Raw genomic sequence first — 14,622 nt, 5'->3', positions numbered from 1 at the left:
GAAACCCCATCAGGCCCAGAGAGCGGGCTGCGCCCGCAGGAGGTGTAGCAAAGTCATGTGAACGCGTTTTATGTCGAATGTGAAAAAATCACAAACCCCCCATAAAACGATCGGCATAGACGAAGGGATCGAATTCCGGCTTGCCGAAATGCCAGCCCTGGCCGAAATCGACGCCGCATTGATAGACGCGTCCGGCCAGCCGCTTGTCCTCGACCATCTCGGCGGCGGTCTTGATGCCCATGGACGCACACATGCGGGCCATGGAGGCCAGCAGGTCGCTGCCCTTCTGGCTGGCGGCGGCGCGCTTGATCACCGGGCCATCGAACTTGACCAAATCCACGTCCAAAGCATTGAGGTAATCGAAACTGGCCGCACCCGAGCCGAAATCATCCAGGCAGAAACGGAAGCCGCGCTGGCGGAAGGTCTGGATGGTGGCGTTGACCTCGGCCAATTGTTCGATCTTCACCGATTCGGTCAGTTCGAACATTATTTTGCGCGGCTGAACCCCGGAACGGGCCAGCAGCTTGCGCAGTTCGGTGACGAAATGCTGAGACGACAGCGACAGGCCCGACAGGTTGATGGCCACCGCCGGCAGCAAACCGCCCTTGCGGGTCAGATCGGCGATGGTGCGGATGGTGGTTTCCACCACCGCCATATCCAATTCGGCGACGATGCCCATCTCTTCCGCCAAGCAGAACAGGTGATAGGGCGACACGCCGGGGCGGGCATCGCGGAAGCGGGTCAGCACCTCGAAATGGTGGACCCGCTCCAACCGCATGTCGCACACCGGCATGAAGGCCATGTCGAACTCGCGCTTGGCCGCCAACCGGCGGATATAGGCGACGTTGTCGATGGTGTCGGAGACCAGCCCCTTCAGCACCTGGCCGATGCTTTTCTTCTTGTCCACCTGACCGGTTTCGGAAAAAAGGCGGATGGTGTGGGCGATGGCCTTGGCCACCTGATGTTCGGCCAGCCCGGCGCCATCGGCGTCCAGGGTATGGGATTCGGTTTTCAGATCGGCGTTGAACAGGGATTTCGCCGCCTGCGAGATCATGTTGCCGATCTCCTCGGCGTCGATGTCGTCGCGATGCAGATAGGAAAAGCTGTCGGGCGACACCTGACCGGCGGAATTGCCGCCGATGGAATGCTGGTTGAGGATGTCGCCGACAGTACTCATCACCCGCTTGCGGTCGGAGGCGCCCAAGGCCTTGTTCAGGCTTGCCAACCCATCGACCTTGACCACGCTCAGTTGCGGTCGCCCGCCGGCGCGCTTGAAGGCCAAGGCCCGGTCAGCGGCCAGGGCGGCATAGGACGCCTCGTCCAACAGGCCGGTCTCGGCGTCGCGCTTCAACTCGGCTTCGTCCGGGCGTTCGGCCTGGAAAGCCGGTTCCAGCTTCAGCGCCAGAAAAAAGTGGTTGTCGAAATCGGGCACCCGATAGCCGGCCAAAGCCACATTGGGGCGGCGGCGGGTGCCGTTCAAGCGCACCACCACGTCGTCGATACGACCTTGCGATCGCGCCGCCTCCAGCATCTCGCCGGCCAGCACCCGATCCTCTTCCGCCACCAGATCCAGGAACGGACGATTGTGCAAGGCGTCGGCGCCCGTGCCCATCAATACCTGGGTGGCGCCGGCGGCGAACACCACATCCAGGTCATCATCCAGTTCCAGCAAGATGTCGGCGCGGCAAAAGGCCAGGGCGACGAAGCGGTCCCGCTCGCGGTCGGCCATGATATCCCCGAAATGTTCAATCCCTTTCGTATGATGAAACGCCCAAGCATCAATGGCAAGCCCGCAGACTTCAGGCGGTGGCCGCACGCGGTCGCTTGACCATGGGGGCGCTGACCGCCGCCAGCACCAGCACGGCGCCGACCAGTTGCAGTGGGCTCGGCGGCGCCCCGGTGGCGGCGGCGATGATCATGGTCGAGACCGGCACCAGATTGAGGAAAACCGAGGTACGCGCCGCCCCCAACTGGGCCAGGCCCCGGTTCCAGAACAGATAGGCCAAGGCGCTGCCGGCCACCGCCATGAACACCAGCGCCGCCGCCGACGGCAGGCTGGGGATTTGTGCCGGCACGCCGACGACCAGGGCGGCGATGGTCATCACCACTGCCCCCATGGTCATGATGCCGGTGGTGTTGACCAGACCGTCTTCCGCCGGCATCAGTCGCTTGCCCAGCACGTTGTAAAGCGACCAGCTGAAATTGGCTCCCAGCATCAGCGCATCGCCGGGCGACAGCGTCAGCCGGGCCCCGCCGCCCAGGACCACCACCGCCACCCCGGCCAAGGCCACCGGCAAGGCCAGCATCTGCATCCGGTTCAACCGTTCCCCCAGGAACAGGGCGGCGAGGACGGCGGTTACCAATGGGCTGATGGCCATGATCAGGGCGCCATTGACCGCCGAGGTCATTTGCATCCCCAGGAAAAACAACACGTTGAAGCCGCCGACGCCGACCAGACCCAACAAGGTATAGGCGCGGAAATGCCGGATCAGCGGCACCCTACGCCGCTGCCACGCCACCATCAGCCCCATGACCACGGCGGCGAGGACGAAACGCCCGGCCCCGGCCAGCAGCGGATGCATCTCAGCCACCACCGGCTTGGACAGATTGAAGTTGGCACCCCACAGAATGGCGGCGGCGGCGACCAGAAAAATGGTGGTCCGCATGGGTCCGGTCCTTTTCAGAAAAACTTTTCGCCCGGAAATACTGATCGGCCCGTGTTTATGATACAAACCAGTGTTTCTGAGCCCAAAGATTAGGAATTCTTATGGTCCGCCGCCTGCCGCCGCTGCGTTCGCTGCGCGCCTTTGAAAGCGCCGCCCGCCACCTGTCGTTCGCCCGCGCCGCCGACGAATTGCACGTGACACCGGCGGCGATCAGCCAGCAGATCAAATTGCTCGAGGATCATTTGGGCCAAGCCCTATTCCGCCGGGCCGGCGGCGTCAGCCTGACCGAACCCGCCGCCGCCGCCCTGCCGCTGTTGACCGACGCCTTCGACCGGCTGGAGCGCGCGGTGGAGCGATTGCGGGTCGGGCGCGACGGCGGCCCGCTGGTGGTGTCGGCACCGCCGTCTTTCGCCGCCCGCTGGCTGATCCCGCGGCTGGAGGGTTTCCAGATCCAATACCCGGAAATCGACCTGCATCTGGCCGCCTCGGTGCGGCTGGTGGATTTCGACACCGAGGACGTGGACCTGGCCATTCGCTATGGCAACGGCCTTTACGGCGGCCTGCACGTGGAACGGCTGAAGGCGGAAGCGGTGGTGGCGGTGGCCCATCCGCGTCTGGCCGCCGACCTGACCGCACCCGCCGATCTGCTGAAAGCGACGCTGTTGCACAACGAGGGCATGAACTGGGACATCACCTATCCCGATTGGCCCGGCTGGCTGAAGAATGCTGGCGTCACCGCCGATGGGCCGTTGAAACTACGCGCGTTCGGTGATGCCAATCTGCTGATCCAGGCGGCAACCTCGGGCCTGGGGGCGGCCTTGGTGTGGCAGACCCTGGTGGCCGAGGAACTGGAACAAGGCCGCCTTGTCGCCCTGTTCCCGGCCCAGCCCTTGACCAACGCCTATCATCTGGTCTGTCCGCCCAACCGGCTGAACAGCCCCAAGGTCGCCGCCTTCCGCACCTGGGTAATGAGCGAGGCGGAGATCGGTTAAAGCGACCGCGCCGCCCGTTTCAGCGTGTAAGGCGTCGCCTTGCCCTGCCAATCGTCAAGCACGCCGCGCACCCAGGCGGGATTATCCTTGGCGGCGTCGTTGAGCCAGTTGGCGACCGAATCCTGCACATAGCGGTGGCTGTCGGTGCATAAAGATTCCAGCAGCGCCCGGGCCGGGATCGGATCGGCCCGCAACGGGCGGATAAGGGCGCACCAGACGCCGCGGGGGCGGGTCGCCTCGCTGGCGAAACGGCGCAGATTGGGGCTGGCCTCCGCCGTCCACGGGCGCAGCAGGTCGAGGGCGGCCAAAGGCTCGGCCACCACATGCGGGCGCAACGCCAACCACGCCCATTCGCGCACGCCGAAATGACCATCATCGGCCAGCGGGCGGATCAGCTCCAGCCGCTGGGCCAAGGACAGGCCGTCCAAAGCGGCGATGGCATAGGCGGCCCAGCCGCGCACGGTATCGGACGGGTGGTCGGCCAAATCCCGCCATATGGGCAGGATCAGCCGTCCGGCCACATCCATACGCTTGGTGATGCCGTCGCCGGCCACGGCGCGCAGCGGCCCGGCATCCACCCGGGGCGCGACATTTTCCAGCAGCACCGCCAAATCCATGGTCAGCGCTTCCGACAGCGTCCGGGTCTGTTCCGTCCCCGCGTTCAACGCCGCCAGCAGGTCAGGCCCGACAGCGGCGCGGCTGGCGGCGCCCTTACGCGCCGTCACGGGCCAGCGCCCGCCAAGCGATGTCGCGGCGGCAGAAACCCTGCTGCCAGTCCAGCGCATCCACCGCCTTATAGGCCCGTTCCCGTGCCTGTTTGACGGTGTCGCCGATGGCGGTGACCCCCAGCACGCGGCCACCGGTGGCGACCACCTGACCTTGATCGTTGAAGGCCGTCCCGGCATGCAGCACGGTGACGCCATCGACCGCGCCGGCCTGATCCAACCCGCCGATCACCGTGTTTTTCTGGTACGAACCGGGATAGCCGGCGGCGGCCATCACCACCACCAGGGCGCATTGGTCGCGCCATTCCAGGCTGACCTGATCCAGACGGCCTTCGGCGGCGGCCAGCAGCACAGGCAACAAATCGGATTTCAGCCGCGCCATCAGCACCTGACATTCCGGGTCGCCGAAACGGACGTTGAATTCCAGCAGCCGGGGACCGTTCTTGGTGAACATCAGGCCGGCGAACAGCACGCCGGTATAGGGCTTGCCCTCGGCGGCCATGGTGCGGATGGCCGGCAAGATGCAGGTTTCCATCACCAGGGCTTCCCGTTCCGGCGTCACCACCGGGGCGGGGGAATAGGCGCCCATGCCGCCGGTATTGGGGCCGGTATCGCCGTCGCCGACCCGCTTGTGGTCTTGCGCCGCCACCAGACCCAGGGCGGTCTTGCCGTCGCACAGGGCGAAGAAGCTGGCTTCCTCGCCATCCAGATATTCCTCGATCACCAGCTCGTTGCCGGCATCGCCGAATACCTTGGTGCCCATCATGTCGTCGATGGCGCCCAAGGCCTCGTCCAAGGTCATGGCGACGACCACGCCCTTGCCGGCGGCCAGACCATCGGTCTTGACGACGATGGGGGCGCCCTTTTCGCGGACGAAAGCCTTGGCCTTGTCGATGTCGGTGAAGCGGCCATACCAGGCGGTGGGGATGCCGGCCTTCCACACGATGTCCTTCATGAAGCCCTTCGAGCCCTCAAGCTCGGCCGCGGCTTGCGACGGCCCGAACACCTTGATGCCGGCCTCACTCAGACGGTCGGCCAGACCCAGGCACAGCGGCCCTTCCGGGCCGACCACCACCAGATCGACGGCGTTGTCTTTGGCGAAGGCGACCAGCCCGGCCACGTCCTCGGCGCCGATGGCCACGCATTCGGCCACAGTACCGATCCCGGCATTGCCCGGCGCGCACCACAGCTTGGTCAAAAGCGGCGATTGGGCCAGCTTCCAACACAACGCATGCTCGCGGCCACCGCCGCCGACCACCAGGACTTTCATCGGGCCAACTCCGCCAATTTTCATGTGGGGCGGTTTTAGCACGACGGCACGGGTTTGCAATCATCGCCGCGACGCGCCATGATCGCCGCCATGAACGAACCGCGCCCCGCCAGCAATGTCCCTGAATTCTCCGTCGCCGAATTGTCCGGTGCGCTCAAGCGCACGGTCGAGGAAACCTTTGCCCATGTCCGCGTCCGGGGCGAGATTTCCGGCTTCAAACGCCATTCCTCCGGCCATCTCTATTTCGCCCTGAAGGATGCCGAGGCGGTGCTGGACGCGGTGTGCTGGCGCGGTCAGGCGGCCAAGCTGGGCATCAATCCCGAGGACGGCATGGAGGTCATCGCCACCGGGCGGCTGACCACCTATCCCGGGCGCTCCAAGTACCAGATGGTGGTCGAGCGCATGGAACTGGCCGGGCAGGGCGCGCTGCTGAAATTGCTGGAAGACCGCCGCCGCAAGCTGGCCGCCGAGGGATTGTTCGACCAGGGCCGCAAGCGCCCGATCCCGTTTTTGCCCGAAATTATCGGCATCGTCACCTCGCCCACCGGCGCGGTCATCCGCGACATCCTGCACCGATTGGCCGACCGCTTCCCCCGCCGGGTGTTGCTGTGGCCGGTGGCGGTGCAAGGCGACGGCGCCGCCCAGCAGGTGGCCCGCGCCATCGCCGGCTTCAACACCTTGCCGGCCAACGGCGTGCCCCGCCCCGATGTGCTGATCGTGGCGCGCGGCGGCGGCTCGGTGGAAGATTTGTGGGCCTTCAACGAGGAAGTGGTGGTGCGTGCCGCCGCCGCTTCGGCCATTCCGCTGATCAGCGCGGTCGGGCACGAAACCGACACCACCTTGATCGATTTCGCCTCTGACCTGCGCGCGCCCACCCCCACCGCCGCCGCCGAAATGGCGGTGCCGGTGCGGGCCGAACTGGTGGCCACTGTGGCCGATTGCGCCGCCCGATTGGTGGGCAGTACCGCCCGTGGGCTGGAAGATCGCCGCAACCGCGTGCAGCATTTGGCCCGAGCCCTGCCCAATCCGCGCCGGGTGCTGGACGATGCCGGGCTGAAACTGGACGATAGGGCCGAGCGGCTGAAACTGGCCCTGCCCAATCTACTGCACCGCCGCCATGCCGACCTTGACCGCTCGGCCGCCCAGTTGCGCCATCCGCGTGAATTGCTGGCGGCCAAGACGCACCAATTGGACAGCCTGTCCACCCGCCTGACCCACGCCATCAAAAGCGCGCTACAGGCGGAAAAGTCGCGCCAGGAAAAACACAGTCTGCGCCTGGAGCAGACGGGTCAGCGGTTGGCCCCGGCGGTGACCCGTCTGCTGGCCGAGCAGGCCCGGCGGCTGGACGCCTCGGCCAAGCTGCTGGAAAGCTATAGCTACAAGAACGTGTTGGATCGCGGCTTCGCCGTCATCCGCGACGATGCCGGCAAGCTGGTATCGGCCGCCGATGCCCAGGCCGGGGCGGCGTGGAGCATTGAATTCAAGGACGGCACCACCGATGTGGTGGTCGGTGCCAATGCGCCGCCGGCATCGCCGCGCCCGAAAAAGGGCAAGGACGACATCCGCCAGGGCAGCCTGTTATAGGATATCCGCATGAACGATGACGACGACAAGAAGCCCGCAGCCGAACCCGCGCCCACGGCGGAACCCAAGCAGCCGGCGGAAGAAATCGGCGGCCCCGCCGGGCCGGAACCCACCCGCTTCGGCGATTGGGAAAAAGCTGGGCGCTGTTCCGATTTCTGACCCCCGGCCAGATTACAGACGGTAATGGCCGAAGCCATCGCGGCCCTCATTGTCGACCAGGACAAAGCCGCAGCGGGCGAAGATGCGCTGGCTGGCCGCGTTGTCGGGACGGATGGTGGCGGTGATGGTGACGGGGAAATCCTGGCGGAACCGGGCGATACAGGCGGCCAGCACGGGCGCGCCCCATCCCTGACCGCGCAGATCCGGGTTGAGATTGATGGAAACCTCGGCGCTGGCGCCGTCATACGCCAGATCGAAGCGACACATCCCCACCTTGGCGCCGCCCGCTTCCGCCACATAAAAACGCCGGCTGACATCGGTCAGGGCCTGGGCGAACCACGCCACATGCGCGTCCCAGGAAATTTCGGTGGTGGACAGCGACATGGCGCGGGTGACCGCATCGTTGCGCCAGCACCAGATATCGCGTGAATCGGCGTCTTGCGCCGCCCTGACCAGCAAATCCGCGACCATGCGCGCCCCCCTTTGGGCATCATCATCGATAGTCCAGATAAACCAAGCCCCGCGGGCGAATCAACGCGCATCGCGGGGCTTTCGGTTTTTGGCCGCACCGGCCTAGTATTCGGCAAGTTGCCGATAGAAGTACTTCTGATTGTCACACCTGTTCGATGCCATATTAATCGGCATCTCCACTGTAACCCGGCGGTGTCATGCCGTTACACACCCTCCCTTCCGGCTCGGCTGCTTCACAGGAAGCGGAGTCGTTGGCCGGAACATTAGAGACTGGCGAAGGTAACTTGACCTCATTTGCCTCTCTCTTACGCCCTTATTATGCCGCCGATTTTCCGCCTAAGTCAAGAATCACAGCAACAGCAAGGTGGCCAGCCCGAGGAAGGCGAAAAAGCCCAAGGAATCGGTACACATGGTCAGGAAGATGGAACTGGCCACCGCCGGATCGACATCGAACTTTTCCAAGGTCAACGGGATCAGCGACCCCATCAACCCGGCCACCAGCAGGTTGAACACCACCGCCGCGCCGATGACGGCGCCGACCATGGGCATGTCGAACCAGGCCCAGGCGATGGGACCGATGATGCACCCAAGAACAGTGCCGTTGATGAAGCCGACCAGCACTTCCTTGCCGATGATGCGAAGGGCGTTGTCGGAATCCAGCTCCTTGGTGGCCAGACCGCGCACCGCCACCGCCAGGGTCTGGGTACCGGCATTGCCGCCCAAGCCGGCGACGATGGGCATCAGCACGGCGAGGGCCACGATCTTTTCCAAGGTGGCCTCGAACAGGCCGATGACGCTGGAGGCCAGGATGGCGGTCAACATATTGACCAACAGCCAGGGGATGCGGGCGCGCACCGTATCCTTGACGGCGCGGTAAAGATCGGTGTCGGGCACGCCGGCCAGACGCAGCATGTCGTCGGCGGCTTCCTCGTCGATGACGTCGACCACGTCGTCGATGGTGATGACGCCGACCAAACGCCCGGCGCCATCGGCCACCGGGGCCGAGACCAGATCGTGCTGGCGGAACAGGAAGGCCACTTCCTCGCGGTCGGCGGCCACCGGCACGGTGATGCTTTCGTCGTCCATGATCTCGCGCAGGCGCTGCGGCCGCTTGGACCGCACCAGCTTGGCCAGTCCGATCTTGCCGATGGGGCGATGGCGCGGATCGACCACGTAAAGGTCGTAGAAAGCTTCGGGGATGGTGGTGCTGGCACGCAAATAATCGATGGTTTCGCCCACCGTCCAATAGGCCGGCACCGCCACCAATTCGCGCTGCATCATGCGCCCGGCGGAATATTCCGGGTAGGACAGACCCTGGGCGACGATGGCGCGGTCTTCCGAGCTGAGCGCATCGAGCACGCGGGTGCGCTCGTCCTCGTCCAACTGCGACACCAGCCACACCGCATCGTCGGAATCCAGTTCGGAGATGGCGGTGGCCAGATCGGCGAAGCCCAGCGCCTCGATCACCTGATCGCGCACGCCTTCATCCAGCTCGGTCAGGATTTCCGGCTCGAAATCGGCGCGTAAGACCTCGACCAGCCGCACCCGGTCCTCGGGCGACAGGCGGTCGAGCAAATCGGCGGCATCGGAATAATGCAAAGGCGCGGTCAGGGCGGCGGCGGTGGCCGCGTCGCCCTGTTCCAACGCATCCTCGACAGCACGCACGAAATCCGGGTCAAGGCCGTACAGGTCGTCCTCGATCTCGATCCGGGCCGGTTCGTGCGCTTTGCTGTCTTCGTTCGCCAAACTATCCCCGCTGATGGGCTGCCATCTGGGCGTCGACAGCGGCCAGTGCGGTCATGTTGACAATGTTCCGCACGGTCGCCGAAGGCGTCAGAATATGGGCCGGCAAAGCGGCGCCCATCAGGATGGGGCCGACCGACAGGCCTTCCCCCAGAACCTTCAAGAGGTTGAACGAAATGTTCGCCGCGTCCAGGTTGGGCATAATCAACAGATTCGCCTGCCCCTTCAAGCGCGAGTTGGGGAAAATGCGCGAGCGGATGCTTTCTTCCAGCGCCGCGTCGCCATGCATTTCGCCTTCCGCCTCCAGATAGGGGGCGCGTTCGTGCAACAACGCGATGGCGGCGCGCATCTTTTGCGCCGAGGCGGTGTCGCGGGCACCAAAATTGGAATGCGACAGGAAGGCCACCTTGGGCTCGATACCGAAGCGGCGCACTTCTTCCGCCGCCAGCAAGGTGTTCTCGACGATCTGTTCGGGGCTGGGATCGGCGGTCACATAGGTGTCGCAGATGAAGAAGGTGCCTTGGGGCATGATCAGCAGGTTCATGGCCGCCGGCACCTTGACGGTGTCGCGCACGCCGATGACGTCGGTGATATGTTCCAGGTGCTTGTCATAGCGCCCGATGGTGCCGCAGATCATGGCGTCGGCTTCGCGCCGGCGCACCATCAGCGTGCCGATGACGGTGGAGCGGGTGCGCACCACCGTGCGGGCATAATCGGGGCTGACGCCCTTGCGTTCCAGCAACGTGTGATAATTGCGCCAATAATCGTTGTAGCGCGGATCGTCCTGCGGGTCGCACAGTTCGAAATCCTCGTCGATGGTCAGGCGCAGATCCAGATCCTTGATGCGCTTGACCACCACGTCGCGGCGACCGATGAGGACGGGGAAGGCGACGCCTTCATCCACCACCGCCTGCACCGCCAGCAGCACCCGGCGGCCTTCGCCTTCGCAATAGACGACGCGGCGCACGTCCTGCTTGGCGCGGTCGAACACCGGCTTCATCACCAGACCGGAGCGGAACACCCATTGCGACAGCCGTTCCAGATAGGCCTGGAAGTCGATGATCGGGCGCCGCGCCACGCCCGAGCTCATGGCGGCGCGGGCCACCGCCGGTGCGATTTTCAGGATCAGGCGCGAATCGAACGGCTTGGGAATCAGATATTCCGGGCCGAACGACAGCCGCTGCTCGCCATAGGCGGCGCGCACGCGTTCATCGGATTCGGCCATGGCCAGTTCCGCCAGCGCATAGGTGGCGGCCAGCTTCATTTCCTCGTTGATCTGGGTGGCGCCCACGTCCAACGCACCGCGGAAGATATAGGGGAAGACCAGGACGTTGTTGACCTGATTGGGGTAATCCGAGCGCCCGGTGGCGATGATGGCATCCTTGCGCGCCGCCTTGACCTCGTCGGGCAGGATTTCCGGGGTCGGATTGGCCAGGGCGAAGACGATGGGCTGGTCGGCCATCTTCGCCACCATGTCGCCGGTCAGCACGCGCGGTGCCGACAGCCCCAGGAAGATGTCGGCGCCGCCGATGACGTCATCGAGCGTGCGGGCATCGGTCTCCTGGGCGAAGATTTCCTTGTAGGGGTCCATCAATTCGTTGCGGCCCTTGTAGACCACGCCCTTGATGTCGGTGACCCAGATGTTCTCGCGCTTGACGCCCAAGGACACCAGCAGGTTCAGACAGGCCAAAGCCGCGGCGCCGGCGCCCGAGGCGACCAGACGGACCTTGCCGATATCCTTGCCGACGATCCTGAGCGCATTGACCATGGCGGCGCCGACGACGATGGCGGTGCCGTGCTGATCGTCATGCATGACCGGAATGGACATGCGTTCCTTCAGCTTGCGCTCGACCTCGAAGCATTCCGGCGCCTTGATGTCTTCCAGATTGATGGCGCCGAAAGTGGGCTCCATGGAGGCGATGATGTCGACCAGCTTGTCGGCATCGTTCTCGGCGATTTCCATGTCGAAGACGTCGATGCCGGCGAACTTCTTGAACAGAACGCCCTTGCCTTCCATCACCGGCTTGGCGGCCAGCGGCCCGATATTGCCCAGGCCGAGGACAGCGGTGCCGTTGGTGACCACCGCCACCAGATTGCCGCGCGCGGTCATCTCGGATACCGCCTCGGGGTCGCGCACGATCTCTTCGCAGGCGGCGGCGACGCCGGGGGAATACGCAAGCGCCAGATCACGCTGATTGCCCAAGGGCTTGGTCGGGGTGACGCTGATCTTCCCGGGGGTGGGAAGGCGGTGATATTCCAGCGCGCTGTCGCGCAATTCGTCCGATATGCTCATAACAAGACGCCCTCGGGTAATATTATTGCTCACTCTTTTGCCCGCCAATGGCGGAATTCATCGCATACGCCCTTCCCAGGCAAACAACAAGCCCGAGACGGCGATTTGCCGCGTAATTTTCGGAAATCCGAATGCCAACCACTCATGTTGCACTGCGCACCACATTACGACCGCTGTGCTTGGCCCGATACATGGCCTGATCGGCACGGCGCATCAGGTCGGTCAGGGTTTCGCCCGGCAACAGGGCGGCGATTCCCAGGCTGATGGTCAGGTGCATGACGGCCACCCCCTCGGTGGACAAGGGCGTGGCGGCGATGGCGGCGCGGATGCGCTCGGCCACGCCTTCGGCCTGGGGCAATGGGGTTTCCGGCAACAGGGCGACGAATTCCTCGCCGCCGATGCGGGCCGACAGGTCGACATCGCGCAATTGGTCGCGCCAGATGGACGCCACGTGCCGAAGCGCCAGGTCGCCCACATCGTGGCCCCAGCCGTCATTGACCGCCTTGAAATGGTCGACGTCGCCGACGATCAGGGTCAGGGCCACGTCATAACGCTGGGCCCGGCGGATTTCCTCGTCCGCCCGTTCGGCGAAGCGGCGGCGGTTGGTCAATCCGGTCAGCGGATCGGTGGACGCCATCACCTCGAGCTCGGCATTGCGCCGCTCCACCGTGGCGATCAGATCCACCAGGGTGTCGGACATCTGGGTGATTTCGTCATTACCTTCACGCGGCACCACCACGGCGCCGCCGTGCCAGTTGAGCATGGCGGCGCGCAACGCCAGGATACGGTCGACCACGTGACGGCGCAGTCCCCAATACATCCAGATCACCGCCACCATGGCGGCCAGGGCGCAGGCGCCGACCACCGCCACCGCCTTCAACGCCGTCCGGCCCGATATTTCGCGCTGGTCGTCGAAATGCCGTCCGGCTTCGGAAGCCAGGGCGGTGACGAAACCGGACAGTTCGGAAGACAGATCCTGCTGGCGCAGGATCAGGTTGCGGCGCCGTTGCTCCAATTCCTCCAGGCGTTCCTGTACCGCCGGATTTTTGACGGTCATGGCCCTGAGGGTGATCTCTTCCTGAGCGATGGCGGAAATGGCCACGGCGCCGTCCATCAGGCCGTCACGCAGGCGGCGGATAGAGACCACCGAGGCGGAATCGACCCCGCTGTCGACCATCTGGGCGATGCGCTCTTCCATGGCCTGATGCCGTTCGGCCAGACGGTCGAGCAAGCTGCGCCGCTCGCCCTGGCTGCTGGCGGTGGACATGCGCACCGATAGCGCCGCCGCCGCATTGGCGTCCATGGACAGATGCACCGCCGAACGAAAGCGCGGCACATGCATGTCGGCCAGGATGCTGTTGTCCATGCGCGCCTGCAACAGCGCCAAAATCGAGGCGCCCGCCACCACCGCCATCAGCACCAGCACCACGGTGGCGCGGGCGACCAGATAGCGAAAAATGCTCGATGGCATTTCATCGGGCTGCGGGATCAGTCTCGGCATTGTCTCTCCGTCACACCTTACCCTAGTATGTGGACGGCAAGAGGGAAAGGGGCTGTAATGCGGTATCGTGCTTTGTCCTTTATGACGGCGATGCTTTTCGCCCTTTCCGCCCCGGCCCCGACCCCGGCCCTGGCCGGTCAGGTGCTGGATCGGGTGCTCACCCGCGGTAAGGTGGTGTGCGGCGTCGACCAGACCCCGGGGTTCGGCGGCTTCGACGATCGCGGCGTGCCGGTGGGGCTGGAAGTGGATCTGTGCCGGGCCATCGCCGCCGCAATCTTGAAAAACCCCCAGGCCATCCAGGTGCAGCGGGTCACCACCAAATACAAGTTCCACGCCCTGGCCGAGGGCGAGTTGGACGTCGCCTTCGGCATGACCACCTGGACCTTCGACCGCGACACCACCATGATGGCCAGCTTTCCCGCCATCGCCTTCTATGACGGTCAGGGCTTCATGAAATGGGCCGACATCGCCGATCCGTGGGCGGCGACCTCGACCATCTGCGTGCAAAGCGGCACCACCTCGGCCAACAATCTGGCGGAATACCTGAGCCGGCGCAAAAGCGCCGCCAAGGTGCTGGCCCTGTCGTCGAGCGAGGAAAAGTTCAGCGCCTTCGCCGAACGCCGCTGCACTGCCGTCACCGGCGACAGCACCGAATTGGCGGTGCAGAAGAACCGCCGCAGCGCCACCCAACCATCCTGGGTCTTGCTTGACACCATCATCTCGCGGGAACCCTTGGGGCCAGCGATCTTCAACAACGACCCCGAGTGGTTTTCCATCGTCCGCTGGTCCATGCTGATCCCGATCATCGCCGAGGCTCGCGGCCTGGGCCGATACAATCTGGAAAGCGTGCCCGCCGCCGATGCCGAACTGCGCCGCCTGCTGGGCGAGGAACCCGGGTTCGGCGCCAATCTGCGCCTGGATCAGGCCTGGGCTCGCCGCATCATCGCCAGCGTTGGCAATTACGGCGAAATCTTCGCCCGCAATCTCGCGCCCCTGGGCATCGTCCGCGGCCAGAACGCGCTGTGGAGCGAAGGCGGATTGCTGTACGCGCCGCCGCTGCGCTGATTGGGGTTTTGGGGCCGAGGGCCGGCCCGTGGACGGGGCCGCTCAATTACCGCGCAGGCTTTATGGGTCGAAAACCCCATCACCCGGCAAAGTTTGCCGGGTATTAACCTTCCTTAAAAGCTTGCGGGCCTAATCTGCAACACATGGGCTTTG

12 protein-coding genes are annotated in these 14,622 nt (G+C 64.8%); 4 read left to right on the top strand and 8 right to left on the bottom strand.

Going from position 1 to position 14,622, the window contains the following annotated elements; all coding sequences use genetic code 11:
- Window positions 1–88: 88 nt before the first annotated feature.
- Both MGMSRV2_RS17885 and MGMSRV2_RS17880 read right to left on the bottom strand, forming a co-directional pair.
- Entirely contained in the window at window positions 89–1,729 is a 1,641-nt protein-coding gene (locus tag MGMSRV2_RS17885) for an EAL domain-containing protein (RefSeq protein ID WP_024081785.1), read from the bottom strand.
- Between the two features lie 70 nt (window positions 1,730–1,799).
- Window positions 1,800–2,666: a DMT family transporter gene (locus tag MGMSRV2_RS17880; protein WP_024081784.1), complete on the bottom strand. Its 867-nt coding sequence runs from the start codon at window positions 2,664–2,666 to the stop codon at window positions 1,800–1,802.
- Between the two features lie 101 nt (window positions 2,667–2,767).
- On the opposite strand from MGMSRV2_RS17880, the gene gcvA reads away from it, so the two are divergent.
- On the top strand, window positions 2,768–3,658 hold the full coding sequence (gene gcvA, locus MGMSRV2_RS17875; protein ID WP_024081783.1) for a transcriptional regulator GcvA: 891 nt from the start codon (window positions 2,768–2,770) through the stop codon (window positions 3,656–3,658).
- Here gcvA and MGMSRV2_RS17870 read toward each other — a convergent pair.
- Both MGMSRV2_RS17870 and purD read right to left on the bottom strand, forming a co-directional pair.
- Window positions 3,655–4,383, bottom strand: a complete 729-nt coding sequence (locus tag MGMSRV2_RS17870) for a DNA alkylation repair protein (RefSeq protein WP_024081782.1) — start codon at window positions 4,381–4,383, stop codon at window positions 3,655–3,657. The two genes, gcvA and MGMSRV2_RS17870, sit on opposite strands and share 4 nt — an antisense overlap.
- Window positions 4,370–5,653, bottom strand: a complete 1,284-nt coding sequence (purD, locus tag MGMSRV2_RS17865; protein ID WP_024081781.1) for a phosphoribosylamine--glycine ligase — start codon at window positions 5,651–5,653, stop codon at window positions 4,370–4,372. The genes MGMSRV2_RS17870 and purD overlap by 14 nt, the downstream gene beginning before the upstream one ends.
- Window positions 5,654–5,743: 90 nt before the next feature.
- Here purD and xseA point away from each other — a divergent pair, with 90 nt between their 5' ends.
- Window positions 5,744–7,237: an exodeoxyribonuclease VII large subunit gene (gene xseA, locus MGMSRV2_RS17860; protein ID WP_242410701.1), complete on the top strand. Its 1,494-nt coding sequence runs from the start codon at window positions 5,744–5,746 to the stop codon at window positions 7,235–7,237.
- Window positions 7,238–7,246: 9 nt separating this feature from the next.
- A complete protein-coding gene (locus MGMSRV2_RS17855; RefSeq protein WP_024081779.1) occupies window positions 7,247–7,396 on the top strand; it encodes a DUF1674 domain-containing protein in 150 nt (49 codons plus the stop codon).
- 12 nt (window positions 7,397–7,408) lie between these two features.
- Here the strand turns inward: MGMSRV2_RS17855 and MGMSRV2_RS17850 are convergent, their stop codons facing one another.
- From MGMSRV2_RS17850 to MGMSRV2_RS17835, 4 genes are all read right to left on the bottom strand, one after another.
- Window positions 7,409–7,867: a GNAT family N-acetyltransferase gene (locus MGMSRV2_RS17850; protein ID WP_024081778.1), complete on the bottom strand. Its 459-nt coding sequence runs from the start codon at window positions 7,865–7,867 to the stop codon at window positions 7,409–7,411.
- A 348-nt stretch (window positions 7,868–8,215) separates the two neighbouring features.
- Window positions 8,216–9,613, bottom strand: a complete 1,398-nt coding sequence (mgtE, locus tag MGMSRV2_RS17845) for a magnesium transporter (protein WP_024081777.1) — start codon at window positions 9,611–9,613, stop codon at window positions 8,216–8,218.
- 1 nt (window position 9,614) lies between these two features.
- Window positions 9,615–11,903 (bottom strand): NADP-dependent malic enzyme, encoded by a 2,289-nt coding sequence (locus tag MGMSRV2_RS17840; RefSeq protein ID WP_024081776.1) that lies wholly within the window; start codon window positions 11,901–11,903, stop codon window positions 9,615–9,617.
- A gap of 142 nt (window positions 11,904–12,045) precedes the next feature.
- Window positions 12,046–13,404, bottom strand: coding sequence for a GGDEF domain-containing protein (locus tag MGMSRV2_RS17835; RefSeq protein ID WP_024081775.1), 1,359 nt, complete (start codon window positions 13,402–13,404; stop codon window positions 12,046–12,048).
- Between the two features lie 81 nt (window positions 13,405–13,485).
- Here MGMSRV2_RS17835 and MGMSRV2_RS17830 point away from each other — a divergent pair, with 81 nt between their 5' ends.
- On the top strand, window positions 13,486–14,469 hold the full coding sequence (locus MGMSRV2_RS17830; protein WP_041633758.1) for an amino acid ABC transporter substrate-binding protein: 984 nt from the start codon (window positions 13,486–13,488) through the stop codon (window positions 14,467–14,469).
- Window positions 14,470–14,622 lie beyond the last annotated feature (153 nt).

It is taken from the genome of Magnetospirillum gryphiswaldense MSR-1 v2 (assembly GCF_000513295.1).
In the GTDB taxonomy this organism is placed as follows: Bacteria; Pseudomonadota; Alphaproteobacteria; order Rhodospirillales; family Magnetospirillaceae; genus Magnetospirillum; species Magnetospirillum gryphiswaldense.
The sequence above is the reverse complement of the archived record's forward strand: the minus strand, read 5'-3'. Positions and strand labels throughout refer to the sequence as shown.